We start from the raw sequence: 25,885 nt of genomic DNA on the forward strand, positions 1-25,885 counted from the left end.
TACTATCGCACCCGTCCAACGCTGCCTTTTCCGACCGATCCATGGAATGGAGCAGCAGTCTGAAACTGCCGCTGAGAACGTTATGCAATCGATCAACACGCATCTGAAAATCCTGATTGCCCTTATGGTCAGTCTGGGGCTCCTGATTACCGGTTATCAGATCTATGTCCTGGACATCCCCGTCCGGGAAGACGAAACCGACGATATATGGAGCCTGGACGCGAAGGTGGAATTCCGCGCCAACAGCGGGGTTCCGGTAAAGGCGCAGCTGTTCATTCCACCGCTCAATCAGGAATTCGTCAGCCTCAACGAGAGTTTCATTTCCAATAACTACGGCGTCAGCGTCAACCAGCAGAACGGCAACCGCCGGGTTACCTGGTCCGCCCGCCGTGCCAGCGGCTCCCAGGCTCTTTATTACCGCATGGTGCTGACCAAGCGTTACGGCACCGAGCCGGTCGAGGCCAGGCCGCCCGCCCCGCGCCAGCCGATCGAGCTGAGCGGCGCCGAGCAGGTCGCCGCCGACGCCCTGATCAATCCGATCCGCCAGCACTCGGCCGACATCGAGACCTTCATCAGCGAAACCATCCGCCGGGTCAACGACATCACCGATGACAACGTCCGTCTGCTGCTGGACGGTCAGGCCACGCCGCTGAACAAGGCAAGGGTGATCGACGTGCTGCTGTCCAACGCCCGCATTCCGCTGGAGCTGGTGCACACCATCCGCCTGGAGCCCTCGACCAACCAGGAGCCGGAACTCTGGCTGCGCAGTCACAACGGCGAGCGCTGGCTGTACTTCCACCCGGAGACCGGCCAGCAGGGCATCCCCGACAACCGTCTGGTCTGGTGGACCGGTAACCTGCCGCTGCTGCAGCTGGAAGGCGGCCGCACCGGCAACGTCAGCTTCACCATCAACAACAGCGAAATGAACGCGCTGCGCCTGGCCCGCATGACCACCGAGGCCACCACCTCGCCGCTGCTGGAATACTCGCTGTACGGCCTGCCGCTGCAGGCCCAGCAGGTCTATCAGGTGATGATCATGATCCCGATCGGCGTACTGGTGATCCTGGTGCTGCGCAACCTGATCGGCATCCAGACCCTGGGCACCTTCACCCCGGTGCTGATCGCCCTGGCATTCCGAGAAACCCAGGTCGGCTGGGGCATCATGCTGTTCACCCTGATCACTGCCCTGGGCCTGTCGCTGCGTTCCTATCTGGAGCATCTCAAGCTGCAGATGCTGCCCCGACTGTCCATCGTGCTCACCTTCGTGGTGATCATCATTGCGGTGATCAGCCTGTTCAGCCACAAGCTGGGCATCGAGCGTGCATTGTCGGTATCGCTGTTCCCGATGGTGATCCTGACCATGACCATCGAGCGCCTGTCGATCAACTGGGAAGAGCGCGGCGGCGGTCACTCCTTCAAGGTCGCGGTTGGCACGCTGATCGCCGCGACCCTGTCGCACATGCTGATGACCATTCCGGAACTGACCTACTTCGTGTTCACCTTCCCGGGTGTGCTGCTGGTGCTGGTAGGCTTCATGCTGGCCATGGGTCGCTATCGCGGCTACCGCCTCACCGAACTGATGCGCTTCAAGGCGCTGACCAAGCAGGGTTGAGGGCCAACACATGTTTTTCTGGAAAACCTGGAAGGCACTGAGCGAAGCGGGCGTGATGGGCATCAATCGCCGCAACGCGGACTACGTGCTCAAGTACAACAAGCGGCATCTGTACCCGGTGGTGGACGACAAGATCCTGACCAAGGAACGGGCCATCGCTGCGAAAATCAACGTGCCGGAAATGTACGGCATCATCGATAGCGAAAAGGATATCGGCAAGTTCAGCAAACTGGTTGAAGGCCACAAGGACTTCGTCATCAAGCCGGCGCAGGGCGCCGGCGGTGACGGCATCATGGTTATCGGTGACCGCTACGAGGGGCGTTATCGCACGGTATCGGGCAAGATCGTCAGCCATGACGAGATCGAGCATCACCTGTCCAACATCATCTCCGGGCTGTACTCCCTGGGCGGCCACCGTGACCGCGCGCTGATCGAATATCGGGTCAAGCCCGATCCGATCTTCCGCAGCATCAGCTACGAAGGCGTGCCCGACATCCGCATCATCGTTCTGATGGGCTACCCGGTGATGGCGATGCTGCGCCTGCCTACCCGGCAGTCCGGCGGCAAGGCCAACCTGCACCAGGGCGCGATCGGCGTCGGCGTGGACCTGACCACCGGCATCACCCTCCAGGGCACCTGGCTGAACAACAAGATCAGCAAGCACCCGGACACCGCCAACGAAGTGGCCGGCGTGCAGCTGCCCGACTGGGACGGCTTCATGCGCCTGGCCACCTCCTGCTACGAGCTGTCCGGGCTGGGCTATATCGGCGTGGATCTGGTCCTGGACGAGAAAAAGGGCCCGCTCATTCTGGAGCTCAACGCCCGCCCCGGCCTCAACATCCAGATCGCCAACGATGCCGGCCTGACCCACCGCTGCCACACAGTGGAACGACATATCGCCGCGCTGAAGAAAGCCGGTCGCAGCGAGACCGTCGAGGAGCGTATGGCGTTCTCGCAGAAGCATTTCGGCAAGCCGGTGTTTCTCAGCGCCGACGAAGTGCCCCCGCCGTCGGAAGCTGTCGAACCCGACGCATGATCCAGCCCTACCGCATCACCGAGCTGCCCTGGCAGGCCGACCCGCTGCCGGGGCTGCTTGCCATCCGGGGCATGGGCCACCCGGTCCTGCTTGACTCGGCCGCCAGCGGTGATCCTCGCAGCCGCTACAGCATACTGGCTGCCGATCCCGCCATGGTGATCAGCGCCGAACGAAACGAAAGCGGATTGTCGACAATCGCGCGCCTGCGCGCCGCGCTGCAGGACCTCGGGCCGGCCAGCTGGCCTGATCAGCTGCAACTGCCGTTTGGCGCAGGTGCGCTGGGATTCGTCAGTTACGACTTCGGCCGGGCGCTGGAAAGCCTGCCGGTACAGGCGAAGGCCGATATTTCCCTGCCACTGTTGCAGATGGGCATCTATCACTGGAGCGTCATCAGCGACAATCAGGCCCGGCGCCGCTGGCTGGTCTGCCACCCCAGGGTGGCACGGGAGTATGAGGAGCAAGTGCTGATGCGGCTGGGCTCCCGAGATCCTTCCGAACAATCCTTCGCCCTGCGACAGCCCTTCGCCGCCGAACAGCGCAAGGACGAATATCTTCAGTCGTTCGAGCGCATCCAGCACTATATCCGCGCCGGCGACTGCTACCAGGTCAACCTGGCCCAGCGCTTCAGCGCGCCCTGCCAGGGCGATCCCCTCGCCGCCTACCGGCGACTGCGCCGGGCCTGCCCCACCCCCTTCGCCGCCTACCTGGAGTCACCGGACCACGCCGTGCTGAGCCTGTCGCCGGAGCGCTTTCTCAAGGTAGTGGATGGCCAGGTGGAAACCCGCCCGATCAAGGGCACGCGCCCCCGGGGCACAACCGCCGAGCGGGACACAGCGCTGGCCGAGGAGCTGCGCAGCAGCCCCAAGGACCGCGCGGAAAACCTGATGATCGTCGACCTGCTGCGCAACGACCTAGGTCGCGTATGCGCCTATGGCAGCGTACGGGTGCCGGAACTGTTCAGCATCGAGCGCTACCCCAACGTCCACCACCTGGTCAGCAGCATTACCGGCACCCTCGCCCCCGGCGAGGACGCCCTGAGCCTGCTGGCCGGCGCCTTCCCGGGCGGCTCCATCACCGGCGCCCCGAAGATCCGCGCCATGCAGATCATCGAAGAACTGGAGCCGGTACGCCGCAGCCTGTATTGCGGCAGTATCGGTTACATCGGCTGCGAGGGGCAGATGGACATGAACATCGCCATCCGCACGCTGGTGCACCAGAAGGACCGGCTCTATTGCTGGGGTGGCGGCGGTATTGTCGCGGATTCGGATGGGGAAGCGGAATATCAGGAAAGCCTGACCAAGGTGCGGGTGCTGATGGAGAGTCTGGGGTAGCTTGGTTTGAGTTGCTGGTTGCTGGTTGTTGGTTGCTGGTTGCTGGTTGCTGGTTGCTGGATCAGCGGAAGACTTCGCTTATGGGGCGGGCTATCTCGACACGCTGCAAGTACATCCCTGTAAGCTCGCGGTCGCCATCCATGGCGACACGACGGTCGAGCTAACCCGCCCCACAAGCTCCGTCACAAACTCTTGAGTCGCGGACGGCAAAACCAAACCAGCAGCGGCTTGAATGTCAGCAGGCCGGAGGGGGTATGACCGATCGCGGGACCGTCTGCGGCCAGGGACGGCCGTAGACGAGCGCCATGGATGGCGGGGTGCGAGTCCAGCGATGGGTCATGCCCCCTCCGGCCCGGCCCCGATTCCGCAACAGCGTCGACCTGAGAAAAAATCACGCTGATCAAGCAGGCTTACAGGCTCAGCTTCCGATTCGACGCCTTGATGAATTCCTTCTTCAGGTCTTCAAAGGTATGCACCGCGGGGAACTGCGGGAATTCGGCGATCACGTTGTCCGGCGCGTGGAACAGAATGCCAGCGTGGGCTTCGGAGAGCATGGTGGTGTCGTTGTAGGAGTCACCGGCGGCGATCACCCGGTAGTACAGGCTCTTGAACGCCAATACCGACTGACGCTTGGGGTCCTTCTGGCGCAGCTGGTAGTCCACCACCCGGTCATTCTCATCGGTGATCAGCTTGTGGCACAGCAGCGTCGGAAAGCCCAGCTGGCGCATCAGCGGCTGGGAGAATTCGTAGAAGGTGTCGGACAGGATCACCACCTGGAAACGCTCGCGCAGCCAGTCCACGAACTCCACTGCACCGTCCAGCGGCTTCAGGGTGCCGATCACTTCCTGGATATCGCCCAGCTTCAGGCCATGTTCGTCCAGAATACGCAGGCGCTGCTTCATCAGCACGTCGTAATCGGGAATATCCCGGGTGGTCGCGCGCAGCTCGGCGATACCGGTTTTCTCGGCGAAGGCAATCCAGATTTCGGGGACCAGAACACCTTCGAGGTCAAGGCAGGCGATTTCCACAGAGTACTCCTGAAGCAGTGATTGAACTGGCGCCACAATCTACCGGCTCCGCTACGCGGGCGCAATCGCGGCGCGACAGGACAGGTCTTCGATAGCAGCAAGGCATAAAACTATAACCAAATAGAGGAAGAAGTACTAAGCGCCCCTTGCTAAAATGCCGCGATCAAGAGATGGCCCGCAGATGGCCGCATTGCAGGAGAGCCTGATGTTGAGCAATACATTCGATGCCGAAGCCCTGGCGACCGAGTACGCCGCGAAGTCGCCGCAGGAAATTCTGAAGCTGGCCTTCGCGCATTTCGATGACCTCTGGCTGTCCTTCAGTGGGGCCGACGACATCGTCGTGCTGGACATGGCCTGGAAGATCAATCCGCAGCTCAGGGTGTTCACCCTGGATACCGGTCGCCTGCATCCGGAGACCTACCGTTTTCTGGAAGAAGTGCGCAAGCACTACGACATCCAGCTCGAAGTACTCTCCCCCGATCAGCAGGCGCTGGAAGCCTACGTCAAGGCCAAGGGGCTGTTCGACTTCTATGAAAGCGGCCATGGTGAATGCTGCGGCATCCGCAAGATCGCGCCCCTGCGCCGCAAGCTGGCCACCGTCGATGCCTGGATCACCGGCCAGCGCCGGGATCAGAGCCCCGGTACCCGCAGCAACGTGCCGGTGGTGGAAGTCGATGGCGCCTTTTCCACTGCGGACCGCCAGTTGATCAAGTTCAACCCGCTGGCCAACTACACCAGCGAAGACGTGTGGAACTACATCCGCATGCTGGAGATTCCCTACAACCCGCTGCACGAGCGCGGTTTTGTCAGCATCGGCTGCGAACCCTGCACCCGCCCGGTCCTGCCCAACCAGCACGAACGTGAAGGTCGCTGGTGGTGGGAAGAGGCAACCCAGAAGGAATGCGGACTGCACGCCGGAAACCTGATCGCCCGGGGGTAAGCGCGTTTTGGGCGGGCGTCCGCGCCTGCGGCCATCGCCGCGAGGTCGCGGCTCCTACAGAGATGGGGCATGTACCGGGTTCGAATCGATGGGTATGGCGCGGCTGACAGGCCCGCCCCCGGGAATGTCGAGTTCCATCTCGACACAGCGGACCGTCAGCAAACCGGGTACCCGGAACGAGCACCCGGCCCCGCCGCAGGCGATGACTCAGTAAACCGGCAGCTCCACCGACTCGAACAACGCCTCCACCTCCGCGCGATTGGCACAGGCGGTCACTTCCTCGATGCGCTCACGGGTAAGATGTGGCGCAAAGGCTTCGATGAAGTCGTACATGAACCCCCGCAGAAAGGTTCCCTTGCGAAAGCCCAGATGGGTGACGCTGGACTCGAACAGATGACTGGCATCAATCGTCACCAGATCATCATCCAACTGCGGATCAACCGCCATCTTCGCCACGATTCCCACCCCCAGTCCCAGCCGCACATAGGTCTTGAGCACGTCGGCATCCGCGGCGGTGAAGACCACCTTCGGCTCCAGCCCCTTATGGCTGAAGGCCTCGTCCAGTTTCGAGCGGCCGGTGAAGCCGAACACATAGGTGACAATGGGCTGCTCGGCCAGCAGCTCCAGGGTCAGCGGACCGGCGTCCGCCAGCGGGTGCCCCTTGGGCACGATCACGCAGCGGTTCCAGCGGTAGCAGGGCATCATCACCAGTTCGTTGAACAGCTCCATGCCCTCGGTGGCAATGGCAAAGTCGGCAGTGCCATCGACCGCCATCTCGCTGATCTGGGTCGGCGTGCCCTGATGCATGTGCAGCGACACCTCGGGATAGGCCTCGATGAAGCGGGCGATCACCGGGGGCAGAGCATAGCGCGCCTGGGTGTGGGTGGTTGCCAGGGTCAGGGTACCCCGGCGCTCATGGCTGAACTCCTGGGCGATCTGCTTGATGTTCTCGCACTTGCGGAGGATTTCACCGGCCGTCTGGATGATCTGTTCGCCGGCCGGCGTGATGCGGGTGAGGTGCTTGCCGCTGCGTGAGAACACCTCCACTCCCAGCTCGTCTTCCAGCAGGCGGATCTGCTTGCTGATGCCCGGCTGGGAGGTGTAAAGACTCTGGGCGGTGGCGGAAACGTTGAGGCCGTGGTGGGCCACTTCCCAGATATAACGCAGCTGCTGCAATTTCATAGATGCCATCCCTCAGTGCAAACAAGCGAAACATCATGAACCGTTTATAACCAAATTCATAGTTATCACGGTGATGTTAGACCAGGAATGGCAAAAGGTAACGCCGCTGGTCGGTTGGAACAGCGGCGAAGCAGCAGTGCCGGGGAGCCCCCCGAGCCGGAAGTCAGTTCTCGCTCAGATAACCTGCTTCGATAAACCGCAGCATGTTCAGCAGCGTTTCGGTGCGCGGCATGCTGTACCCGGCCTCTGCGGCGAGCTTCAGCGCTTCACCGTACAGATTGTCGAGTTCCATCGGCCGCTTGTGCAGCCAGTCGTGGTACATGCTCGGCAGATAGTCGGGTATGCGGCTGGTACCGGCGATCAGCAACTCCGGCAGCTTCTCCGGCAGCGGGTAGCCGCAGGCGCGCGCGGCTCCTGCCACCTCTTCCATCAGCCCCAGGATCAGCTCCCGGCTCGCCGGGTTGGCCAGCAGAGCGTCGGTCCCGGCATTGAGTACCACGGATACGCCGTTGAACGGCGCGTTCCACACCAGCTTCTGCCAGCGGGCCGCATCCACGCTGTCCATTTCCCGGGCCTTCAGTCCGGCAGCACGGAACATCTCCGCCCCTTCGGCAATGATCGCCTGCTGCTGCGCTGCGTCGGCGCCGCCGGAGTGATAGCCCAGGTCGATCATGCCGTTGTCCTGGTGCACTACCACTCCCGGAGCCTTGCGGTACAGGCAGACGTAGCACAGCCCACCGATCAGGTGCAGCCCCTGCGGCAGGTGCTGACGCAGGTGTTCTTCGTTGTTCAGTCCGTTCTGCAACAGCAGAACCCGGGCGTCGGGCGCCGCCGCCCGGGCGATAAGGGGGGCCAGCTCATCGTTGCTGGTCGATTTGGCGCCGATCAGCAACCAGTCGCAGGGCGGCATCTGCGTCACATCCTCATAGGCCTGGACCGACGGCAGCCTCAGTTCGCCATGCACCTGGCTCTCGATCAGGATGCCGTTCTGCCGGACCGCCTGGTATTCGCTGCGCAGCAGGAAATGCACGTCGTACCCTGCCCGCGCCAGCATGACGCCGTAAAACCCACCGATAGCGCCGGTGCCGATGATTCCAATACGTGGCTTCGCCATTCACTGCCCCCTGGTTATTGTCGAATGCTTCACAGAACTCGCCCATGGTATGACGTCGCCGCGCCGGGGAACAGTCAGACAGGCGACAAAGCATGCGTCAGGGTAGCCGTGGCGGGCGTCCATGCTTTAAGCTGTCCGCCATCAAAGACGGGCCGGCGGTTTGCCGGCCTGACCGACTCGCTGGGAAGGAAGATGGCTGATTTACCTATTAATGATCTGAACGTTGCTTCCAACGAAGCGATGATTACACCGGCCCAACTCAAGGCCCGAATCCCCATGAGCCAGGCGGCGCAGGCCACCATAAGCGGAAGCCGCCAGGTCATTCGCGACATTCTCGACGGCAAGGACCACCGCCTGTTCATCGTCATCGGCCCCTGCTCCATTCATGATGTCGAGGCGGCCAAGGACTATGCCCGTCGGCTCCGGGAGCTGGCCGCCGAGGTCAGCGACACCCTGTATCTGGTCATGCGCGTGTACTTCGAGAAGCCGCGTACCACCATTGGCTGGAAAGGACTGATCAACGACCCTTATCTGGATGACAGTTTCAAGATCGAGGACGGACTGCACATCGGCCGTCAGCTGCTCAGCGACCTGGTCGAGCTGGGCCTGCCCACCGCCACCGAGGCCCTGGACCCGATCTCGCCGCAGTACCTGCAGGACCTGATTTCCTGGTCCGCCATCGGCGCGCGCACTACCGAATCCCAGACCCACCGTGAACTGGCCTCGGGCCTGTCCTGTGCGGTCGGCTTCAAGAACGGCACCGACGGCAACCTCGGCGTGGCCATCAATGCCCTGCAGTCCACCGCCAGCCCGCATCGCTTCATGGGTATCAACCATGAAGGCCAGGTTTCGCTGGTCACCACCCGCGGCAACCGCTATGGCCACGTGGTGCTGCGCGGCGGCAACGGCAAGCCCAACTACGATTCGGTCAGCGTTGCCCTGTGCGAGCGCGAGCTGGAAAAGGCCGGCATCAAGCCGAACATCATGATCGACTGCAGCCACGCCAACTCCAACAAGGACCCAGCCCTGCAGCCGCTGGTGATGGACAACGTGGCCAACCAGATCGTGGATGGCAACAACTCGATCATCGGCCTCATGGTGGAAAGCCATATCGGCTGGGGCAACCAGGCAATCAACAAGGATCTGTCGCAGCTGGAGTACGGCGTGTCCATCACCGACGCCTGCATCGACTGGGACACCACCGTCAAGGCGGTCCGCAGCATGCATGCCAAGATCAGGGATGTACTGCCACAGCGCAAGCGCGGCTGAGTTCTTCTCGACCTGCCAGCGCATCACCCCGGAGGCCGGCTCCCCGCCTCCGGGGCCCCTCTCAATCCCGTCCGGCCCGCTCGTCCATGTAGCGTGCAACGTAAGAGCACGACGGGATCACCTTGTAACCCTGCTCCGCAGCGTATTTCAACGCCTCCGCCGCCAGCAGTGCGGCCAGTCCCCGCCCACGCAGCGAATCCGGCACGAAGGTGCGGTAGATATCGATGGTCTGCTTGCCCAGGTCCATGTAGGTCAGATACGCGCGCCCCGCCTCGTCATCGATGTAGAACATCCGACCCTCGATGTCATGCTGAACAGCAACATCCTCATTCATCTCCGCCCTCCTCTGTTATGCCGGCCCCTCACGCCGGCGGATTGACCCCGATACCCAGCAGCATCAGCAGCCCGATGGACGCCAGACAGGCAATCACCGGCACCACCACGGTCACCACGAACATGTCCTTGTAGGCTTCACGGTGGGTCAGCCCCATGATCATGAAGGTAGCGATGACCGCTCCGCAGTGCGGCAGCGAATCCAGGCCCCCGGCAGCAATCGCCGCAATCCGGTGCAGGATCTCGGGCTGCACGCCCATGTCAAGATAGCTCGGCGCCAGGGTCTGCATGAATATCTGCAGACCGCCCGATGACGAGCCGACGATGGCCGACAGGGTGCTGACGGACGCGAACACCGACAGCAGCGGCGGCAGGTTCACACCCAGGATCCACTGGGCAAACTCGCCGAAGCCGGCCGTCTGGGTGACCACCCCACCAAAGCCGATCACGGCTGCGGTATTCAGCAGCGGCATCACCGAATCCTCGGCGCCCTGCCCGAACACCTTGCCGATCTGGCGGCGGGCATTGCCAAACAGTATTGCACAGGTCAGTGAGCCGACAATAAGTGCAATGCTCGGCCAGATGATCGGCTGCGCGGCACTGAACAGCAGCGTCCGGGCCAGCAGCCCATCGTCGGCGGACCAGTCGCCCATCCCCAGCAGCAGGCGCGGCAGCATGATCACACCCAGCACCATGATCAGCGGCACGATCGCCAATCCCCACGATGGCGCCTCATCCGGGTCGCCGATCAGTTGCTCCATGCGTCGGTCCTGCTCGTTCTCCACATAGCCTTCACCAGTGGCCCTGGCGACTTTCCACTCGCGCTCCACATACCACATGCCCAGGCCCGCCATGATCGCCGCCGCGAACAGCCCGATCCAGCCGCCGGCAAACAGATCGGTACCCAGCGCGCTGGCGGAGATCACGTTGTGGATCGAAGGCGAACCGGGCAACGCCGTCATGGTGAAGGTGCCGGCACCGATGGCGGTGGCCGCGCACCAGATGCGCTTGGGCAGGTTGGCTTCGCGCATCAAGGTGATGCCCAGCGGATACATGGTGAACACCACCACGAACACCACCACGCCGCCATAGGTCAGCAGCGCACAGACCACCATGCCCACCAGCAGGGTATGTCGGGTGCCCAGCCCCCGGGTGATGGCTACGGCGATGCTCTTGGCCGCCTGGCTTGTAGCCATGGCCTTGCCGAAAATGGCGCCACAGAGAAACAGCAGGAAGAACTTGCCGGCAAAGGTATAAGCCCCGAGCGGGCCGAAAGGATAGTGCTCCAGCAGTGCCGCCGGCAGCATGATGCCATTGGGAATGGCGACTACCAGGGCACAGATGACCGAAGCCAGAAAGATGTTCACGCCACGCAGCGCAAACCAGATCAGCAACGCCAACCCTGCGAACAACCCGATGTATCCGAGCATGTGATGCGGTCCTTTTATTATGATTGTTACCGGCTTCACATTAACCCAGCTCGCAGCGGGAACAAACCGCGCTGCACACAGGTCACTTTGCTGAATACTGGGGAACGCATGGCGATGATGATCGTCGTCAACCACCGTTCATCAGAAAACTGCCATAATTGCCGTCATTGGCGTTTTGCCATGAATGCGCAGCGGCAGGATGTCAATGCTCAGGCCCCGACCGGGGCCAGTCACCCTCTGTGAAATTGAAGGAGTATCACGATGAAAACCCTGATGAAGCTGTCCGCTCTGCCCTTGGCGGCCCTGCTGCTTGCAGGTTGTGCCAGCAACCAGCACAGCGAGGAAACCACCGCGCGCCTGTCCGCCAACGAAAACGCTGCTGCCCGCGCCCAGTCCACCGCCGACGAAGCCAACCGCAAGGCTGACGAGGCCCTGGCCGCTGCCCAGCGTGCCCAGCAGACAGCTGACGAAGCCAACGAGCGCGCCCTCCGCATGCTCGAGCGCGCCAGCCGCAAATGAGGTACCGGGGGCTGGCCGCCAGGCCGGCCCCTTTTCCACCCGTAGTAGCTCAGAAGAACGCGGTCGCCGCCTCGTACGGCTCGCCGATCACCTCCGGAATTCCCTCCTCGGCAAACACCACATCGCGAATCTTCTTCCAGTCCAGGCGGAATCCGCCCACCAGCTCGCCGCGCTCGCGCAATAGCTGCTGAATGGCGGTCTGTTTGTCCAGCACCGACGGGAAGCCATGCTCGTCCAAGGGGGTATGCACCTCCAGATACAGGCGTTCATCCATCACACCAAGCTTGTACGGCTGGTTGACGATGGTGACTGGAGTCCCGACCGGCACCTGGGGAAACAGCTCGGTGACATCCTTGTTGTTCATCCGGAAACAACCGTGACTGACCCGCATGCCGATACCGAAGGATTTGTTGGTCCCGTGGATCACATAGCCGCTCATGGCCAGATTCATCTTGAACGGCCCCATGGGATTGTCCGGCCCCGGCGGCACTACCGCCGGCAGGATCTCGCCCTGGGCAGCATGCTCATCACGGATCGACTGGGGCGGATACCACGACGGGTTCGCCTCCTTGCGCGCCACCCGGGTCTGCCCGATCGGCGAGGACCAGCCCTCACGACCGATGCCCACAGGCCAGGTGCTCACGCGTTCGCCGCCTTCCGGATAGAAGTACAGGCGGTACTCCGGCAGATTGATGACGATCCCGTTACGCGGCGCATCCGGCAGAATATGCTTGCCGGGCAGACGCACCTTGGTACCCTCGCCGGGCAGCCAGGCATCCACGTTCGGATTGGCTGCCTGCATTTCGTTGAAACCGAAGCCATGGGCGTCGGCCAGATCCACGAGGGTATCCTCGTAACGGGCCTCGATGGTGTAGATACTGCCGATTATCTGCTGCCCCTCGTAGGCAAGAGGGTAATCAGCCGCCTCTGCGGCTACCGCGGCCGCAATCAGAGCAATGCCCAGCAATCCAACTGATGTTTTCACTGGTCCCTCTCATGAACCGGGCGCTATTGCGCATACAAATCAAACTGTTGATTCAAGACCGGCACGGCATCAGCCGAGCGTGTAACCACTCGCTTGCCTGCATTGCGCAAGGTGCGCGCAACGTCCATGCACTGCGGACACAGGCTCTTCAGGGTGTGGCGTTGCACCTCCCGGTAAACCGGGCGCGATGGCAGCAGATCACCACAAAGAGATCGTTCCAGCGGCATATCCAGCCGCAGGTTGATATCTACCAGATGCATGTGCCACGGGTCGCCTACAAACAGGTCCTGCTGTTCGTCCTGCTCTACTACACACCACCTTCTGGCCATCCAGGACACTGTCACCTGAATTTTCCTTATATCTACTCGATGCTGTCCAGCCAGAGCCGGATAGCGGGCCAGGCATTATCCAGCAAAAGCGGCTGGGCTGCAGCGGTTGGATGCACACCATCATCCTGCATCATCCCCTCTACCCCGCCGACACCCTCGAGCAGAAAGGGTACCAGCGTCACATCCCGCTCCTCGGCCACCTGGTGAAACACCTGGGCAAACCCGTCGGCGTAACGCGGACCGTAGTTCGGCGGGATCATCATGCCCAGCAGTATCACGTCTGCACCGGCCTGCTGCGACAGGGAAACCATCGCCGAAAGATTCTGTTGCATATTCTCCAGCGGCAGCGCACGCAGCCCGTCATTGCCACCCAGCTCGATGATCACCAGCTCCGGCTCGAACTCCTCAAGCAGCCCGGGCAACCGCGCCAGACCGCCTGCGGTGGTGTCACCGCTGACCGACGCATTGATCACGCTGTGCGGGTAGCCCTCGTCGGTCAGCCGCTGTTCCAGCAGGGAGCCCCAGCCTTCGCTGATTTCCAGACCAAAGGCCGCGCTGATACTATCGCCGACCAACAGGATGTTCTGTGCATGCACTGGCATGGCCAGCAGAAACAGAAAAACAGCAGCACATCTTTTCCAGACAGTCATCAAGGCCGATCCCATGTCAGACAGCGTTATCATCGCCCGCCACCTTAGCAAAGTCGTGGATGCCCCGGAAGCAAGACTGACCATACTCGACAACGTCAGCCTGAGCATTGCTCGGGGCGCCAGCGTGGCTATCGCTGAGCCTGCTCGCAGGGCTGGATCTGCCCAGTTCCGGCGAGGTGCTTATGGCCGGCGAATCCCTCGGCAGCCTGGACGAGGACCAACGCGCCGCCCTGAGGGCCGAACAGGTCGGCTTCGTGTTCCAGTCCTTTCAGCTGCTCGACAGCCTCAACGCACTGGAAAACGTCATGCTGCCGCTGGAGCTTGACGGGCGCCGCGACGCTGGCCGCCGCGCCGAGCAGCTCCTGCAGCGTGTCGGGCTCGGCCATCGGCTGCGCCATTACCCCCGTCAGCTGTCCGGCGGTGAACAGCAGCGCGTAGCAATCGCCCGGGCCTTTGCCAGCGAGCCGGCAATCCTGTTTGCCGACGAGCCAACGGGCAACCTCGACGCCGCCACCGGCGCTCGCATCACCGACCTGCTGTTCGAACTCAACCGCGAACAGGGCACGACACTGGTCATGGTCACCCATGACGAACGCCTGGCCCAGCGCTGCGAAAGCGCACTGCATCTGGAAGCCGGCCGACTGAAGGAAGACGTCGCATGATCGGTCGTGACCTGCCGCTGGCCTCCCGGCTGATACTGCGCGAGTGGCGCGCGGGCGAGCTGCGGGTCATGCTCCTCGCCCTGCTGATCGCGGTCACCGTCAGCACCGCCATCAGCTTCTTCACCGACCGCCTGCAGCGCGGTATGGCGACCCGGGCGGCGGAGTTTCTCGGCGCCGATATGCGGGTGTCCTCAAGGGAGCCCCTACCCGACGCATTTCTTCAGGAGGCGATAAGGAATAACCTGCAACACGTTGATCTCGTTGACTTCTCAAGCGTCACTTCCAGTGAAGCCGAGATGCAGCTGTCCAGCATCAAGGCGGTCGGACAGGGCTATCCGCTGCGCGGGGAGGTACGCATCAGTGAGCAGGCTTTCGGCCAAGAGCGGGTAGCCGAGGGCGTACCGGAGCCCGGCAGCGTCTGGATCGAACCGCGGCTGCTCGGTGTGCTCGGTCTTGAGGTAGGCGACGCGCTGGAGATCGGTTATGCGCAGCTGCGCATCGACGCCCTGCTTACCCACGAGCCGGATCGCGCCGGAGATTTCTACAGCCTCACCCCGCGGGTGCTGATGAACCTGGCCGACCTGCCCGCCACCCGGGTAATACAGCCGGGCAGCCGGGTGCGCTACCGCCTGCTGGTGGCCGGCGACGAAGCCGATCTGCAGCGTTATCGTGACTGGCTCGAACCCCAGCTGGAAAGTCATCAGCGACTGACCTCCGTCGCCGACGACAACCGGCAGATGGGCAACGCCCTGGACCGCGCCAACCAGTTTCTCGGTCTGGCCAGCATAGCCGCCGTGGTCCTGGCCGGGGTCGCCGTGGCGCTCTCGGCCAGTCGCTTTGCCCAGCGCCACTTCGACACCAGCGCCCTGCTGCGCTGCCTGGGTGCCAGCCGGCGGCGCACATTGCGCCTGTTCCTGCTGCAACTGCTGGGCCTGGGCATCATCGCCACCCTCCTCGGCCTGCTGGCCGGCGGGCTGATGCAATGGGGGTTGATGCATCTGTTGCGCGACCTGCTGCCGCCGGATCTGCCGCGCCCCGGTTTCAAGCCTCTCGTCGTGGGGGCAGCCACCGGCCTGGTGGGCCTGTTCGGCTTTGCCCTGCCGCCGCTGCTGCGGCTGGGCCGGGTATCACCGCTGCGGGTTCTGCGCCGCGAACTCACACCGCTGCCCGGCAGCGGCTGGTTGATCTACGGCCTGGCGCTGTCCGGCCTCGCCCTGCTGATGTGGCAGTTCACCGGCAACCTGCCGATGACCCTGGCGGTGATCACTGGCGGCGCGCTGGCCACGCTGCTGCTGAGCAGTCTCGCCTGGCTGCTGCTGCGCAGCGCCGGCAACCGCCTGCGCCACCTGGGTCTGGCCTGGCGGCTGGGCAGCGGGCAACTGCTCAAGCAGCCCGCCGCTGCGGCCGGGCAGGTGCTGGCGTTCGGGCTGATCCTGATGTCCATGGTGGTGATCTTCATCCTGCGCACCGAGCTGCTCGACACCTGGCAGGCCCAGCTGCCGGAGGATGCGCCCAACCACTTCGTGCTGAACATCCTGCCCGCGGAGGAAGCCGCCTTCCACCAGGCACTGGATGACATCGGCGCCCGCGCTGCGCCGCTGTATCCGGTGTCACCGGGCCGGCTGGTCAGCATCAACGGCGAGCCGGTACGCGAACACGTCACCAAGGACAGCCCCGGTGAGCGCGCCATCAACCGCGACCTGAGTCTCACCTGGTCCGCCGAGCTGGCGGAAGACAACGAGTTGGTCGCCGGGCAATGGTGGCACCAGCTGCCGCAGACGGAGGGCCATCATGTGTCGGTTGAATCCGAGCTGGCCGACAGCCTCGGCATCGGTCTGGGCGACCAGCTCGGCTTTATCGTGGGCGGCACCCGCATCGAAGCGGGGGTCAGCAGCATCCGCCGCGTCAACTGGGACAACTTCACCCCCAACTTCTACATGGTGCTGTCCCCCGGCGCCCTCGAGGGCATGCCTACCACCCTGCTTACCAGCTTCCATTTGCCGGTGGAGCAACGCGAAGGCCTGCGCGAGCTGACCCGCGCCTTCCCGGCGATCACCCTGCTGGAAGTGGAAGCCATCCTCGAACAGCTGCGCGATATCCTGCAGCAGGTCACCCTGGCCGTTGAGTACGTGCTGGTATTCGTGCTGCTGGCGGGCTTTACCGTGCTGTTTGCCTCCCTGCAATCGACACTGGACACTCGCCTGTACGAAGGCGCCCTGCTGCGCACCCTCGGCGCCCGCCGTGACCTCCTGCGCAAGGCCAACCGCCTCGAATTCAGCCTGCTCGGCGCGCTGGCCGGCGCGCTGGCCATCGTCGCGGCGGAGCTGATCACCTGGCTGCTGTACCGGTTCGCGTTCGAGCTGGAGTGGCAGCCGCACTATGCGCTGTGGCTGGCGGTACCGGCGGCGGGAGCACTGCTGATCGGCCTGGCGGGGGCGCTGGGTACCCGGGCGGTGGTCAATCAGAGTCCAATGGGGTTGTTGCGGCGGAGTCAGTAAGCTGAACCTCCCCCTCTCCCCTCGCGGGAGAGGGCTGGGGAAAGGGGGAAGGCCCACAACCCCCAGCACCCACCTCACTCCCCCTCATACTCGATCGAATTCACATACCACACCGCCGTGCCCGCCTCCGTCGTCACCTCCGCCTCGTCATCCACCTGCTTGCCGATCAGTGCCCGTGCCATGGGCGAGTCCACCGAGATGTAATCCTTGCTCCCGAATATCTCGTCATAGCCTACAATCCGAAAGCGCAGCTGCTTGCCGTCATCATTCTCGATCTCCACCCAGGCACCGAAGAACACCTTGCCTTCCTGCTCCGGCCGGTAGTCCACCACCTTCAGGTACTCCAGACACTTGCGCAGATAACGCACCCGGCGGTCGATCTCGCGCAGGCGCTTCTTGTTGTACTGGTAATCCGCATTCTCGCTGCGGTCCCCCAGACTCGCGGCCCAGGCGACCTTCTTCGTGATGTCGGGGCGTTCCACCCGCCACAGTTCGTCCAGTTCCCTGCGCAGGTTCTCGTAACCCTGGCGCGTGATCAGCGGTGTCTTCAAACTGTCTGCTCCCTGTCCTGCCATTGGAGTGCGATGAAATGATGCGGTAATCCGCTCTGAATACGCGTATACTACGCGATCTTCAATCCCCCAAGGTTTACTCCACGTATGTCCGATACCGCTCCGGCGGCACCGCAATTTGCCGACCTCGGCTTGCCTGCACCGCTTCTTGAGGCCCTCAACAGCCTCGGCTATGAAACACCCTCCCCTATCCAGGCCGAGGCAATCCCGACTCTGCTGGCTGGCGAAGATCTGCTCGGCCTGGCACAGACCGGCACCGGCAAGACCGCCGCCTTCTCCCTGCCGGTACTGGCAGGCATCGACGTCAGCATCCGCGCCACCCAGGCGCTGGTCCTCACGCCCACCCGTGAACTCGCCCTGCAGGTAGCAGAAGCCCTGCAGCGCTATGCGCAGAACATGCGCGGCTTTTCCGTGCTGGCGCTGTACGGCGGCTCCCCCTTCGCTCCCCAGTTCAAGGCACTCGAGCGAGGCGCCCACGTCGTCGTGGCCACTCCAGGCCGCCTGACCGACCACATGCGCCGCGGCAGCATCAAGTTCGACAACATGCGCTTCCTCGTCCTCGACGAAGCGGATGAGATGCTCAAGATGGGCTTTGCCGACGATCTCGACGCCGTGTTCGAGAAGGTGCCCGAGAACACCCAGAAAGCACTGTTCTCCGCCACCATGCCCACCGGCGTGCGTACCGTTGCCCGCAAGCACATGCGCGAGCCGAAGGAAATCCGCCTGCACAGTGGCAAGACCAGCAGCCTGGACACCATCACCCAGAAGGTCTGGGAAGTGTCCAACCACCACAAGCTGGACGCCATGACCCGCCTGCTGGAAGTCGAGCCGGTCGAGGCGATGATCGTCTTCGTCCGTACCAAGACTGCCAGCCTCGAGCTGTCCGAGCGCCTGGAAGCGCGTGGCTTTGCCGCCGCGGCGCTGAACGGCGACCTCAGCCAGCAGTTGCGTGAGCAGGTCGTCGACCGGCTCAAGCGCGGCCTGCTGGATATCGTCGTGGCAACCGACGTGGCCGCCCGCGGGCTGGACGTGGAACGTATCTCCCACGTGCTGAACTACGACCTGCCCCATGACAGCGAGTCCTATGTCCACCGTATCGGTCGTACCGGCCGTGCCGGGCGTTCCGGTACCGCCATCCTGTTCGTCACCCCGCGCGAGCGGCGCATGCTCGGCATGCTGGAAAAGGCCACCGGCCAGAAGATCGAGCAACAGGCCCTGCCCACCGCCGACGCGGTACGCAGTGGTCGACTGAGCAAGCTCGCCGGCCGCCTGCAGACCGCCTCGGAAACCACTGGCGCCCTGCATCAGCAGCTGGTTGATGATCTGCTGCAGCTGACCACCATGGAACCGCTGGAGCTGGCCGCCAACCTGCTGGCCCTGCTGCCCAGTGCCAAGACCCTGGTCGAGCCCGTTGCCGACCTGCCCGCTGCCCCGCCGCGCCGGGAGATGAGCGACGACCGCGACAGCGGCCTGGTCCGTTACAAGGTTCAGGGTGGCCGCTCCAACGGTCTGATGCCCAAGCCGCTGGTCGATGCGCTGGTCAGGCATGGCGGCCTGCGCCGCCAGCAGATCGGTCACATCAAGATGTTCACCGAGCACACCGGTGTCTATCTGCCGCAGCTGGACAGCTCCGTACTGAACAAGCTGGCCGGCGTTGAGGTGAACGGCGTCGCCCTGCAGATCCGCGAGTGGCCGCTGCCACCCGGTGAAGTCGAGCGTCCGCGCAGCCCGCGTCCGCCGCGCAAGGACTTTGCCGGCAAACCGCGCACCGGCAGCAAGCCACCGGCACGCCGCAGCTGATCGATGGAATGGGTCGATATCGGCGTCAATCTGCTCGACGCCGCCTTTGACAGGGATCGCGACCAAGTGCTCGAACGCGCCTGGTCGGCCGGCATCAGCCAGATGATCCTGACCGCCACCGATATAGAAGACTGCACAGCCGTGCAGACCCTCTGCGCCAGCGACCCGCAGCGACTGTTCTGCACCGCCGGCGTCCATCCCCATTCCGCCCGCCACTGGTCCACTTCCGCTGCAGGCGAGCTGAAACGTCTTGCCCAGGCCGATTGCGTGCGCGCCATTGGTGAATGCGGACTGGACTACAACCGCGACTTCTCACCCCGCCCCGAGCAACGCAAGGCCCTCGAGCAACAGCTTGAACTGGCCGTGGAGCTCGGCTATCCGGTATTTCTCCATGAGCGCGAGGCCAGCGATACCCTCGTCGCCATCCTGCGGGACTTCCGCGACCAGCTGCCGGCCGCGGTGGTACATTGCTTCACCGCCGACAAGTCGGCACTGTACGGCTATCTGGATCTGGACCTGCACATCGGCATCACCGGCTGGATCTGTGACGAGCGCCGCGGCACCCACCTGCAACCGCTGGTCAGAGACATCCCCGCTGGACGACTGATGTTGGAGACCGATGCCCCCTGGCTGTTGCCCCGGACCCTTTCGCCCAGGCCGAAGGACCGGCGCAACGAGCCGGCTTTCCTGCCGGAGGTCGCCGCCATGGTAGCGCGCTGCCGGGGCGAGAGTCTGGAGCAGTTGGCAGCCCATACCAGCGCAACTGCCCGGGATTTTTTCGGTATCGCCATCTGAGCCGGTGGTCTTACCCTGCGTCCATACGCTATTCTGTCTCGCAGCCGGCAGTCCTCCAGGGATCGGACGCTCCGCACCGCCTTTTTCACATGTTTTCCCTGGGAGTCGCACAAGATGCTGCGTCTGAAGAAACTGTCCCTCTACTGCCTGCTCCCGTTCGCCGGCATGCTGGCCACCACCGCAGCTGTTGCCCAGAGTGATCGTGGCACCCTGCCGGCCAAGGTCACCTCGGCCCTGAACGCCGCAAACATTCCCACCAATGCCTTCTCCCTCGCGGTGATCCCGCTGGAGGATCAGGGCATGGCGCAATTCATCAATGCCGATCACCCGGTCAACCCCGCCTCGACCATGAAGCTGGTCACCACTTATGCGGCGCTCGAGCTGCTCGGCCCCAATTACCAGTGGCAGACCGATTTCTACGGCACCGGCGCCATCCGCGATGGCGTGCTGGAAGGGGATCTGGTATTTCGCAGCAGCGGCGACCCCAAGCTGACCATGGAGCGCATGTGGCTGCTGCTGCGTGATCTGCGCGCCGCAGGGGTGCGCGAAGTGAAGGGCGACCTGGTACTGCAGCCGGCCGACCTCAAAATGCCCGCCGATGTGCCGCCCTTCCAGGACGACGGCAACGACCCGACCCGCCCCTTTCTGGTGGAGCCGGACCCGCTGCTGACCAACCTCAAGCTGCTGTCCCTGCGCACCTATGGCGAAGCCGGCGGCGTGCGCACGCATCTTGAGCCGGCCCTGCCGGAAGTGACCATCGATAATCAGCTGAGCGTGCTGCCGGCGGCCAAGAGCTGCCCCTGGCCCAACGTGGTGTACTCGGTGAAGGATGACGGCAAGCGCGCCACCATCACCCTCACCGGCTCCCTGCACCAGGGTTGCAGTGCCGAGCGCTACCTGTCCGCGCTGGACGCACCGGTTTACACCGCCAGCCTGATCCGCACCCTGTGGCACGAGATGGGCGGCCGGATCGCCGGCGGCAATCGCATTGCCACGACGCCGTCCAACGGACGACTGCTGGCCCGCAGCACATCACCGGACCTGGTGGACGTGGTGCGCGACATCAACAAGTACAGCAACAACACCATGGCCCGCCAGCTGTTCCTCACCATCGGCCGTGAACAGCGCAGCGCCGCCGATGCGGACGATCACAAGGCGGCCAACCGCATCATCAACCAGTGGCTGGCGGACAAGGGCATTCAGCCCAACGGGCTGGTACTGGAGAATGGCTCGGGACTGTCACGCATGGAGCGTATGAGCGCGAGGGACATGGCCCAGCTGCTCAGCCACGCCTGGCGCAGCCCCTATGCGGCCGAGTTTGTCGCCTCCATGCCGCTCGCGGCCATGGACGGAACCATGCGGCGGCGCCTGCACAACACCCCGGTGGCGGGGCAGGCACATATCAAGACCGGGTCCTTGCGCAACGTCAGAGCGATAGCCGGGATCACCCGGGACAACAACGGCCAGAGCTGGGCGGTGACCGCCATCGTCAACCACCCCGCCGCCGGTGGCGCGAGGCAGGCGCTGGACGGCGTGCTCACCGACGTCTACCGCCGCGGACCGACCGACGTGGCGGACAGCCGCTGAGCCGGGGCGCCAAACCCCGGGCGGGCTCCGCCCGCCTATCGCCCCGAGGTCGGGCTCCCACAAAAAACGGCCCAGGGACTCGTTGTAGGAGCCCCGACCCCGGGGCGATAGGCGCGCAGCGCGCGCCCTGCCGCCTGCACTCTGTTACCCCAACCGCTCAATCCGCCAGGTCCGGTGTATCCTCGCATTGCGCTGAAAATCCCTATCCAGCGTCTGCGCCGATATATCCTCCACCCGATACCTCTCCTCCAACCCCGCATCCAGCCGGAACCGTCGGAAATTGTTGGAGAAATACAGCACCCCACCCGGTGCCAGCCGGGCCATGGCCATGTCCAGCAGCTGCACATGGTCGCGCTGCACATCGAACACGTCATCCATGCGCTTGGAATTGGAGAAGGTCGGCGGGTCGATGAAGATCAGGTCATATTCGCCCCGATCCGCCGCCAGCCAGGTCATCACATCGGCCTGCACCAGCTGGTGCAGATCGGACAACCCATTGAGCGAGAGATTGCGCCGCGCCCAGTCCAGATAGGTCCTGGACAGATCCACACTGGTGGTACGCCGCGCGCCGCCGACCGCAGCGTGCACGGTGGCACTGGCGGTATAGCAGAACAGATTGAGGAAGCGCTTGCCGCGGGCCTCCGAGGCGATGCGCAGGCGTATCGGACGGTGATCCAGAAACAGCCCGGTATCCAGGTAATCGGTCAGGTTGACCAGCAGCTTCACCTGCCCTTCCTGCACCGTCATGAACTCGCCACGCTGGGCCATGCGTTCGTACTGCTGCTTGCCGGTCTGGCGCTGGCGCTGCTTGAGCACCACCCGTTCGGAGGGGATATCCAGCACCTGGGGCAACGCCACCAGCACATCCTGCAGCCGTGCCTGGGCCTTGTCCTCGCTGACGCTGGCCGGCGCCGCATACTCCTGCACGTGGGCCCAGCCATCATACAGATCGATGGCCACGGCAAACTCCGGCATGTCCGCGTCATACAGCCGATAGCAGCTGATGTTCTGCTGCCGCGCCCATTTGCCCAGGGTCTTCAGGTTCTTCTTCAGGCGGTTGGCAAACATCTGCGCCGACTCGCTGAGCCGGGCCTCGGCAGCCGGTGCGGCCGGGTCCCCCTGTTCACTGCGGCCTGCCGCGGCGTCGCCGGTAATATAGCGCTCGGGCTGAAGATCCATCATCAGCAGCTTGCACGGCAAGGCACCGTTGAACAGGGAATACTGCTTGTGACTGCGAATCCCCATGCGCCGCCCGAGCTCGGGGTTGCCGGTGAAGATTGCTGCCTGCCAGCCGGTGCATTCCCGACGCAGCACCTCGCCCAGCTTCTGGTACAGGTAGACCAGACTGGCCGCCTCGCCCAGGCGCTCACCATAGGGCGGATTGCAGACGATCAACCCGGTCTGGCCGCGATCCGGGTTCGGCGCGAAGGTCGCCAGCTCGCCCTGATACACCTTCACCCATTCCGCCAGCCCTGCCCGCTGGATATTGTTGCGCAGCGGCTGCAGCAGCCGCGGGTCCGCCTCGTAACCACGAATCCACAGCGGGGGACGCGCCAGTCCGGCCGCTGCCCGCTGCTCCGCTTCGTTCAGCAGCCGCTGCCACATCGCCGGTACATGCTGCAGCCAGCGGCTGAAGCCCCAGTGCTTGCGGTGCAGGTTGGGCGCCACGTCGGCTGCCATCAGGCCCGCCTCCACCAGAAAGGTACCCGAGCCGCACATCGGGTCGGCCAGCGCTGCGCCCTGCGCCGCCAGCGCCGGCCAGTTCGCGCGGATCAGTACCGCCGCCGCCAGGTTCTCCTTCAGCGGCGCGGCGCCCTGCTGCAACCGGTAACCCCGCTGGTGCAGGCTGTTGCCGGACAGGTCCAGCGCCAGCTGCACTTCGCCGTTACGGCAATGCACATTCACCCGCAGGTGCGGACTGTTCTTGTCCACCGACGGCCGTACGCCCGCCGGGGTGCGCAGCCTGTCCACAATCGCATCCTTGACCCGCAGCGCACCGAAGTGGGTATTGTCCACGCCCGGAAGCTGGCCGGTGAAATCCACCGCCAGGGTACCGTCGCTGGCCAGATGGTCCGCCCAGTCGATCTGCGCCACGCCGTCATACAGCCCCTGTGCATCGCCGGCCGGAAAGCGATGCAGAATCAGCAGAACCCGGTTGGCCAGGCGCGACCACAGGCACAGACGATAACCCAGCTCGATCGTTCCGCTTGCATAGACGCCGGCCAGGGTTTCCTTTGCCGACTCGGCACCCAGCACGCGCACCTCATCGAGCAGCAGCCCCTCGATGCCCTTCGGACAGGTGATAAAAAATTCAAAGGTGTCGCGCATCTGATTGATTTCCGTCGTTATGTGACATTTTGGTTGCAACCTACAGGTCTAAGGGTACCTTTCATATGCCAATTCGGTCTTTGTGAACCTGTGGCAATAGGGTACAACAGTCCCAGGTGGTTACATCAAACAAGGGGTGGCGCCCATTGCGCGCACCCCGGGCGCCGGAGCAATTCCGGCGTCGGTGCAGGCCTATGCCTGCACCCTTGACCGAGCGCACATCGCGGCTCGGGTGTTCTACCACAAGAGGGCTGTACCTTATGAGAAGACTAAAGCGTGATCCGATGGAACGAGCATTTTTGCGCGGATATCAGAACGGCGTTCAAGGCAAGTCTCAGGATTCCTGTCCTTTCACCAGTAGCGCCACCAGACAGAACTGGATCAATGGCTGGCGTGAAGGCAGAGCAGACCACTGGGCAGGCTATACCGGTATTTCAGGTGTGCATCGACTAAACGAGATGCGCGCAGTAGGGTAACTCCCCCAGCACCCCTTTTCTCCCAGGGCGCTTACTCCAAGCGTCGGGCCTGCGAGGCCCAGGCCCCCGGAACATCACCGGGGGCCATTCATTTCAGATAGCCGAAATCGCATCCACACATTCGCGGATCAGCTCCGGGCCACGATAGATGAAGCCGCTGTACAGCTGCACCAGGCTGGCCCCCGCAGCAATCTTGGCGGCGGCATCTGCGCCGGTGAGAATCCCGCCGGCACCGATGATCGGCAACTGCCCCTTCAGTTCTGCCGCCAGCACCCGGATCACCTCGGTGGATACCTCGGTCAGCGGCCCACCCGACAGCCCGCCCGCCTCCTGCGCGTGTTCCATGCCCTCGACCAGAGTGCGGTCCAGGGTGGTGTTGGTGGCAATCACCGCGTCCATACCCTGCTCGACCAGGGTGCGCGCGACCAGCGCCAGCTCCTCTGGAGTCATGTCTGGCGCGATCTTGATGGCAATCGGTACATAGCGGCCCTGCTCGGCGGCCAGCTGCTGCTGACAGGCCTTGATCTGGCCCAGCAGCTCTTTGAGCGTGTCGCCGTACTGCAGCGTCCGCAGCCCCGGGGTATTGGGTGAGGACAGGTTGACGGTAACGTAGCTGGCATGGGCATAGACCCGGCGCAGGCAGTAGAGGTAGTCGTCGACCGCCTGCTCCACCGGGGTCGAGGCATTCTTGCCGATGTTGATACCCAGCGGGCCCTTGAAACGCACGCGGGCAACCCGCTCCACCAGCGCATCCACACCCAGGTTGTTGAAACCCATGCGGTTGATGATGGCGTTGGCCTCAGGCAGGCGAAACAGCCGGGGCTTCGGGTTGCCGGCCTGGGGCCGGGGCGTGACGGTGCCCACCTCGATGAAACCGAAGCCCAGGCCCGCCAGGCCGTCGACCGCCACTGCATTCTTGTCCAGACCCGCCGCCAGCCCGACCGGATTGTCGAAGGTCATGCCCAGCACCTGCACCGGATGCGAAGGCACCGGCCGCGCCAGCCGGGAGGCCAGCCGCAACCGCCCGGCAGCACCAAGCAGATCGAGTGCCAGATCATGGGAAGTCTCCGCCGGCAGGCGGAACATCAGGGAACGCAGGTTGGAATACATCGGAATGCCCCGGTAGAAAATGCAGGGCGGAGTATAACGTATTCAGCACAGGGGACCGAGGGCCATGACGCCACCGAGCCATGGGGGCTGCTGCGCAGCCCAATCGCCCCGAGGTCGGGGCTCCCACAGTTCGGGGCGAACCCAGAGCTTTTGTAGGAGCCCCGACCTCGGGGCGAACCCAGGGCTTTTGCAGGAGCCCCGACCTCGGGGCGAACCCAGGGCTTTTGCAGGAGCCCCGACCCCGGGGCGAACCCAGGGCTTTTGTAGGAGCCCCGACCTCGGGGCGATGGCGGTGGGCA

At 63.7% G+C, this 25,885-nt stretch carries 23 protein-coding genes and 1 pseudogene; 13 read left to right on the forward strand and 11 right to left on the reverse strand.

The window, feature by feature from the left end:
• Nucleotides 1–82: 82 nt before the first annotated feature.
• From rloB to pabB, 3 genes are read left to right on the forward strand one after another with little or no spacing between them, the layout of a single operon-like run.
• Nucleotides 83–1,612 carry an osmotic stress tolerance membrane protein RloB gene (gene rloB, locus IEW63_RS05735; protein ID WP_188635657.1) on the forward strand — a complete coding sequence of 510 codons (1,530 nt, stop codon included), beginning with the start codon at nucleotides 83–85 and terminating at the stop codon, nucleotides 1,610–1,612.
• Nucleotides 1,613–1,622: 10 nt separating this feature from the next.
• Complete coding sequence (locus IEW63_RS05740) at nucleotides 1,623–2,648, forward strand: alpha-L-glutamate ligase-like protein (protein ID WP_188635658.1); 1,026 nt, start codon at nucleotides 1,623–1,625, stop codon at nucleotides 2,646–2,648.
• Complete coding sequence (pabB, locus tag IEW63_RS05745; RefSeq protein WP_188635659.1) at nucleotides 2,645–3,979, forward strand: aminodeoxychorismate synthase component I; 1,335 nt, start codon at nucleotides 2,645–2,647, stop codon at nucleotides 3,977–3,979. Before IEW63_RS05740 ends, pabB begins: the two co-directional genes overlap by 4 nt.
• A 410-nt stretch (nucleotides 3,980–4,389) precedes the next feature.
• Here the strand turns inward: pabB and thrH are convergent, their stop codons facing one another.
• Complete coding sequence (gene thrH / locus IEW63_RS05750) at nucleotides 4,390–5,007, reverse strand: bifunctional phosphoserine phosphatase/homoserine phosphotransferase ThrH (RefSeq protein WP_188635660.1); 618 nt, start codon at nucleotides 5,005–5,007, stop codon at nucleotides 4,390–4,392.
• Between the two features lie 208 nt (nucleotides 5,008–5,215).
• Between thrH and IEW63_RS05755 the strand changes: the two genes are divergently transcribed.
• Nucleotides 5,216–5,947: a phosphoadenylyl-sulfate reductase gene (locus IEW63_RS05755; protein WP_229710387.1), complete on the forward strand. Its 732-nt coding sequence runs from the start codon at nucleotides 5,216–5,218 to the stop codon at nucleotides 5,945–5,947.
• Nucleotides 5,948–6,154: 207 nt separating this feature from the next.
• On the opposite strand, the gene cysB is transcribed toward IEW63_RS05755, so the two are convergent.
• Entirely contained in the window at nucleotides 6,155–7,129 is a 975-nt protein-coding gene (gene cysB / locus IEW63_RS05760; RefSeq protein ID WP_188635662.1) for an HTH-type transcriptional regulator CysB, read from the reverse strand.
• A gap of 163 nt (nucleotides 7,130–7,292) precedes the next feature.
• On the reverse strand, nucleotides 7,293–8,243 hold the full coding sequence (locus IEW63_RS05765) for a putative 2-dehydropantoate 2-reductase (protein WP_188635663.1): 951 nt from the start codon (nucleotides 8,241–8,243) through the stop codon (nucleotides 7,293–7,295).
• A gap of 192 nt (nucleotides 8,244–8,435) precedes the next feature.
• Here IEW63_RS05765 and IEW63_RS05770 point away from each other — a divergent pair, with 192 nt between their 5' ends.
• Complete coding sequence (locus IEW63_RS05770) at nucleotides 8,436–9,512, forward strand: 3-deoxy-7-phosphoheptulonate synthase (RefSeq protein ID WP_188635664.1); 1,077 nt, start codon at nucleotides 8,436–8,438, stop codon at nucleotides 9,510–9,512.
• A gap of 61 nt (nucleotides 9,513–9,573) precedes the next feature.
• Here IEW63_RS05770 and IEW63_RS05775 read toward each other — a convergent pair whose 3' ends face one another.
• Nucleotides 9,574–9,804, reverse strand: a complete 231-nt coding sequence (locus IEW63_RS05775; protein WP_373288215.1) for a GNAT family N-acetyltransferase — start codon at nucleotides 9,802–9,804, stop codon at nucleotides 9,574–9,576.
• 70 nt (nucleotides 9,805–9,874) lie between these two features.
• A complete protein-coding gene (locus IEW63_RS05780) occupies nucleotides 9,875–11,275 on the reverse strand; it encodes a GntP family permease (protein WP_188635666.1) in 1,401 nt (466 codons plus the stop codon).
• Nucleotides 11,276–11,383: 108 nt separating this feature from the next.
• Here IEW63_RS05780 and IEW63_RS14690 point away from each other — a divergent pair, with 108 nt between their 5' ends.
• Together IEW63_RS14690 and IEW63_RS05785 are read left to right on the forward strand one after the other, a co-directional pair.
• Entirely contained in the window at nucleotides 11,384–11,518 is a 135-nt protein-coding gene (locus IEW63_RS14690; protein ID WP_272872575.1) for a hypothetical protein, read from the forward strand.
• Nucleotides 11,519–11,536: 18 nt separating this feature from the next.
• Nucleotides 11,537–11,794, forward strand: a complete 258-nt coding sequence (locus IEW63_RS05785; RefSeq protein WP_188635667.1) for an Lpp/OprI family alanine-zipper lipoprotein — start codon at nucleotides 11,537–11,539, stop codon at nucleotides 11,792–11,794.
• 49 nt (nucleotides 11,795–11,843) lie between these two features.
• Here IEW63_RS05785 and IEW63_RS05790 read toward each other — a convergent pair whose 3' ends face one another.
• From IEW63_RS05790 to IEW63_RS05800, 3 genes are read right to left on the reverse strand one after another with little or no spacing between them, the layout of a single operon-like run.
• Nucleotides 11,844–12,779, reverse strand: a complete 936-nt coding sequence (locus tag IEW63_RS05790; RefSeq protein ID WP_188635668.1) for a L,D-transpeptidase family protein — start codon at nucleotides 12,777–12,779, stop codon at nucleotides 11,844–11,846.
• Nucleotides 12,780–12,802: 23 nt separating this feature from the next.
• Complete coding sequence (locus tag IEW63_RS05795; RefSeq protein ID WP_188635669.1) at nucleotides 12,803–13,123, reverse strand: hypothetical protein; 321 nt, start codon at nucleotides 13,121–13,123, stop codon at nucleotides 12,803–12,805.
• Between the two features lie 17 nt (nucleotides 13,124–13,140).
• Nucleotides 13,141–13,758, reverse strand: coding sequence for an arylesterase (locus tag IEW63_RS05800; RefSeq protein ID WP_188635670.1), 618 nt, complete (start codon nucleotides 13,756–13,758; stop codon nucleotides 13,141–13,143).
• 13 nt (nucleotides 13,759–13,771) lie between these two features.
• Between IEW63_RS05800 and IEW63_RS05805 the strand changes: the two are divergent.
• Nucleotides 13,772–14,420: pseudogene (locus tag IEW63_RS05805) on the forward strand (ABC transporter ATP-binding protein).
• Complete coding sequence (locus IEW63_RS05810; protein ID WP_188635671.1) at nucleotides 14,417–16,918, forward strand: ABC transporter permease; 2,502 nt, start codon at nucleotides 14,417–14,419, stop codon at nucleotides 16,916–16,918. The pseudogene IEW63_RS05805 and the gene IEW63_RS05810 overlap by 4 nt, the downstream one beginning before the upstream one ends.
• 74 nt (nucleotides 16,919–16,992) lie before the next feature.
• Here the strand turns inward: IEW63_RS05810 and greB are convergent, their stop codons facing one another.
• Nucleotides 16,993–17,469, reverse strand: coding sequence for a transcription elongation factor GreB (gene greB, locus IEW63_RS05815; protein ID WP_188635672.1), 477 nt, complete (start codon nucleotides 17,467–17,469; stop codon nucleotides 16,993–16,995).
• Nucleotides 17,470–17,577: 108 nt separating this feature from the next.
• Here greB and IEW63_RS05820 point away from each other — a divergent pair, with 108 nt between their 5' ends.
• The 3 genes from IEW63_RS05820 to dacB all read left to right on the forward strand — a co-directional run bounded on the left by IEW63_RS05820 (nucleotide 17,578) and on the right by dacB (nucleotide 21,672).
• A complete protein-coding gene (locus IEW63_RS05820) occupies nucleotides 17,578–19,290 on the forward strand; it encodes a DEAD/DEAH box helicase (protein WP_188635673.1) in 1,713 nt (570 codons plus the stop codon).
• A gap of 3 nt (nucleotides 19,291–19,293) precedes the next feature.
• Nucleotides 19,294–20,085 (forward strand): TatD family hydrolase, encoded by a 792-nt coding sequence (locus IEW63_RS05825; protein WP_188635674.1) that lies wholly within the window; start codon nucleotides 19,294–19,296, stop codon nucleotides 20,083–20,085.
• A gap of 114 nt (nucleotides 20,086–20,199) precedes the next feature.
• Entirely contained in the window at nucleotides 20,200–21,672 is a 1,473-nt protein-coding gene (gene dacB, locus IEW63_RS05830; protein WP_188635675.1) for a D-alanyl-D-alanine carboxypeptidase/D-alanyl-D-alanine endopeptidase, read from the forward strand.
• Nucleotides 21,673–21,816: 144 nt separating this feature from the next.
• Here dacB and rlmKL read toward each other — a convergent pair whose 3' ends face one another.
• Nucleotides 21,817–24,000: a bifunctional 23S rRNA (guanine(2069)-N(7))-methyltransferase RlmK/23S rRNA (guanine(2445)-N(2))-methyltransferase RlmL gene (rlmKL, locus tag IEW63_RS05835; RefSeq protein ID WP_188635676.1), complete on the reverse strand. Its 2,184-nt coding sequence runs from the start codon at nucleotides 23,998–24,000 to the stop codon at nucleotides 21,817–21,819.
• A gap of 260 nt (nucleotides 24,001–24,260) precedes the next feature.
• Here rlmKL and rmf point away from each other — a divergent pair, with 260 nt between their 5' ends.
• Nucleotides 24,261–24,476, forward strand: coding sequence for a ribosome modulation factor (gene rmf, locus IEW63_RS05840; RefSeq protein ID WP_188635677.1), 216 nt, complete (start codon nucleotides 24,261–24,263; stop codon nucleotides 24,474–24,476).
• Between the two features lie 93 nt (nucleotides 24,477–24,569).
• On the opposite strand, the gene IEW63_RS05845 is transcribed toward rmf, so the two are convergent.
• The gene (locus IEW63_RS05845; protein WP_188635678.1) at nucleotides 24,570–25,586 is read right to left on the reverse strand and encodes a quinone-dependent dihydroorotate dehydrogenase; all 1,017 of its coding nucleotides are present in this window, start codon (nucleotides 25,584–25,586) and stop codon (nucleotides 24,570–24,572) included.
• Between the last annotated feature and the right edge of the window lie 299 nt (nucleotides 25,587–25,885).

This window comes from Halopseudomonas pertucinogena, from assembly GCF_014646575.1.
Lineage (GTDB): Bacteria > Pseudomonadota > Gammaproteobacteria > Pseudomonadales > Pseudomonadaceae > Halopseudomonas > Halopseudomonas pertucinogena.

What these genes read in the sequence shown, in the direction of transcription:
- rloB (WP_188635657.1), top strand. Translation starts at nt 83, where the DNA reads ATGCAATCGATCAACACGCATCTGAAAATCCTGATTGCCCTTATGGTC.
- IEW63_RS05740 (WP_188635658.1), top strand. Translation starts at nt 1,623, where the DNA reads ATGTTTTTCTGGAAAACCTGGAAGGCACTGAGCGAAGCGGGCGTGATG.
- pabB (WP_188635659.1), top strand. Translation starts at nt 2,645, where the DNA reads ATGATCCAGCCCTACCGCATCACCGAGCTGCCCTGGCAGGCCGACCCG.
- cysB (WP_188635662.1), bottom strand. Translation starts at nt 7,129, where the DNA reads ATGAAATTGCAGCAGCTGCGTTATATCTGGGAAGTGGCCCACCACGGC.
- IEW63_RS05765 (WP_188635663.1), bottom strand. Translation starts at nt 8,243, where the DNA reads ATGGCGAAGCCACGTATTGGAATCATCGGCACCGGCGCTATCGGTGGG.
- IEW63_RS05770 (WP_188635664.1), top strand. Translation starts at nt 8,436, where the DNA reads ATGGCTGATTTACCTATTAATGATCTGAACGTTGCTTCCAACGAAGCG.
- IEW63_RS05775 (WP_373288215.1), bottom strand. Translation starts at nt 9,804, where the DNA reads ATGTTCTACATCGATGACGAGGCGGGGCGCGCGTATCTGACCTACATG.
- IEW63_RS05780 (WP_188635666.1), bottom strand. Translation starts at nt 11,275, where the DNA reads ATGCTCGGATACATCGGGTTGTTCGCAGGGTTGGCGTTGCTGATCTGG.
- IEW63_RS14690 (WP_272872575.1), top strand. Translation starts at nt 11,384, where the DNA reads ATGGCGATGATGATCGTCGTCAACCACCGTTCATCAGAAAACTGCCAT.
- IEW63_RS05785 (WP_188635667.1), top strand. Translation starts at nt 11,537, where the DNA reads ATGAAAACCCTGATGAAGCTGTCCGCTCTGCCCTTGGCGGCCCTGCTG.
- IEW63_RS05800 (WP_188635670.1), bottom strand. Translation starts at nt 13,758, where the DNA reads ATGACTGTCTGGAAAAGATGTGCTGCTGTTTTTCTGTTTCTGCTGGCC.
- IEW63_RS05810 (WP_188635671.1), top strand. Translation starts at nt 14,417, where the DNA reads ATGATCGGTCGTGACCTGCCGCTGGCCTCCCGGCTGATACTGCGCGAG.
- IEW63_RS05820 (WP_188635673.1), top strand. Translation starts at nt 17,578, where the DNA reads ATGTCCGATACCGCTCCGGCGGCACCGCAATTTGCCGACCTCGGCTTG.
- IEW63_RS05825 (WP_188635674.1), top strand. Translation starts at nt 19,294, where the DNA reads ATGGAATGGGTCGATATCGGCGTCAATCTGCTCGACGCCGCCTTTGAC.
- dacB (WP_188635675.1), top strand. Translation starts at nt 20,200, where the DNA reads ATGCTGCGTCTGAAGAAACTGTCCCTCTACTGCCTGCTCCCGTTCGCC.
- rlmKL (WP_188635676.1), bottom strand. Translation starts at nt 24,000, where the DNA reads ATGCGCGACACCTTTGAATTTTTTATCACCTGTCCGAAGGGCATCGAG.
- rmf (WP_188635677.1), top strand. Translation starts at nt 24,261, where the DNA reads ATGAGAAGACTAAAGCGTGATCCGATGGAACGAGCATTTTTGCGCGGA.
- IEW63_RS05845 (WP_188635678.1), bottom strand. Translation starts at nt 25,586, where the DNA reads ATGTATTCCAACCTGCGTTCCCTGATGTTCCGCCTGCCGGCGGAGACT.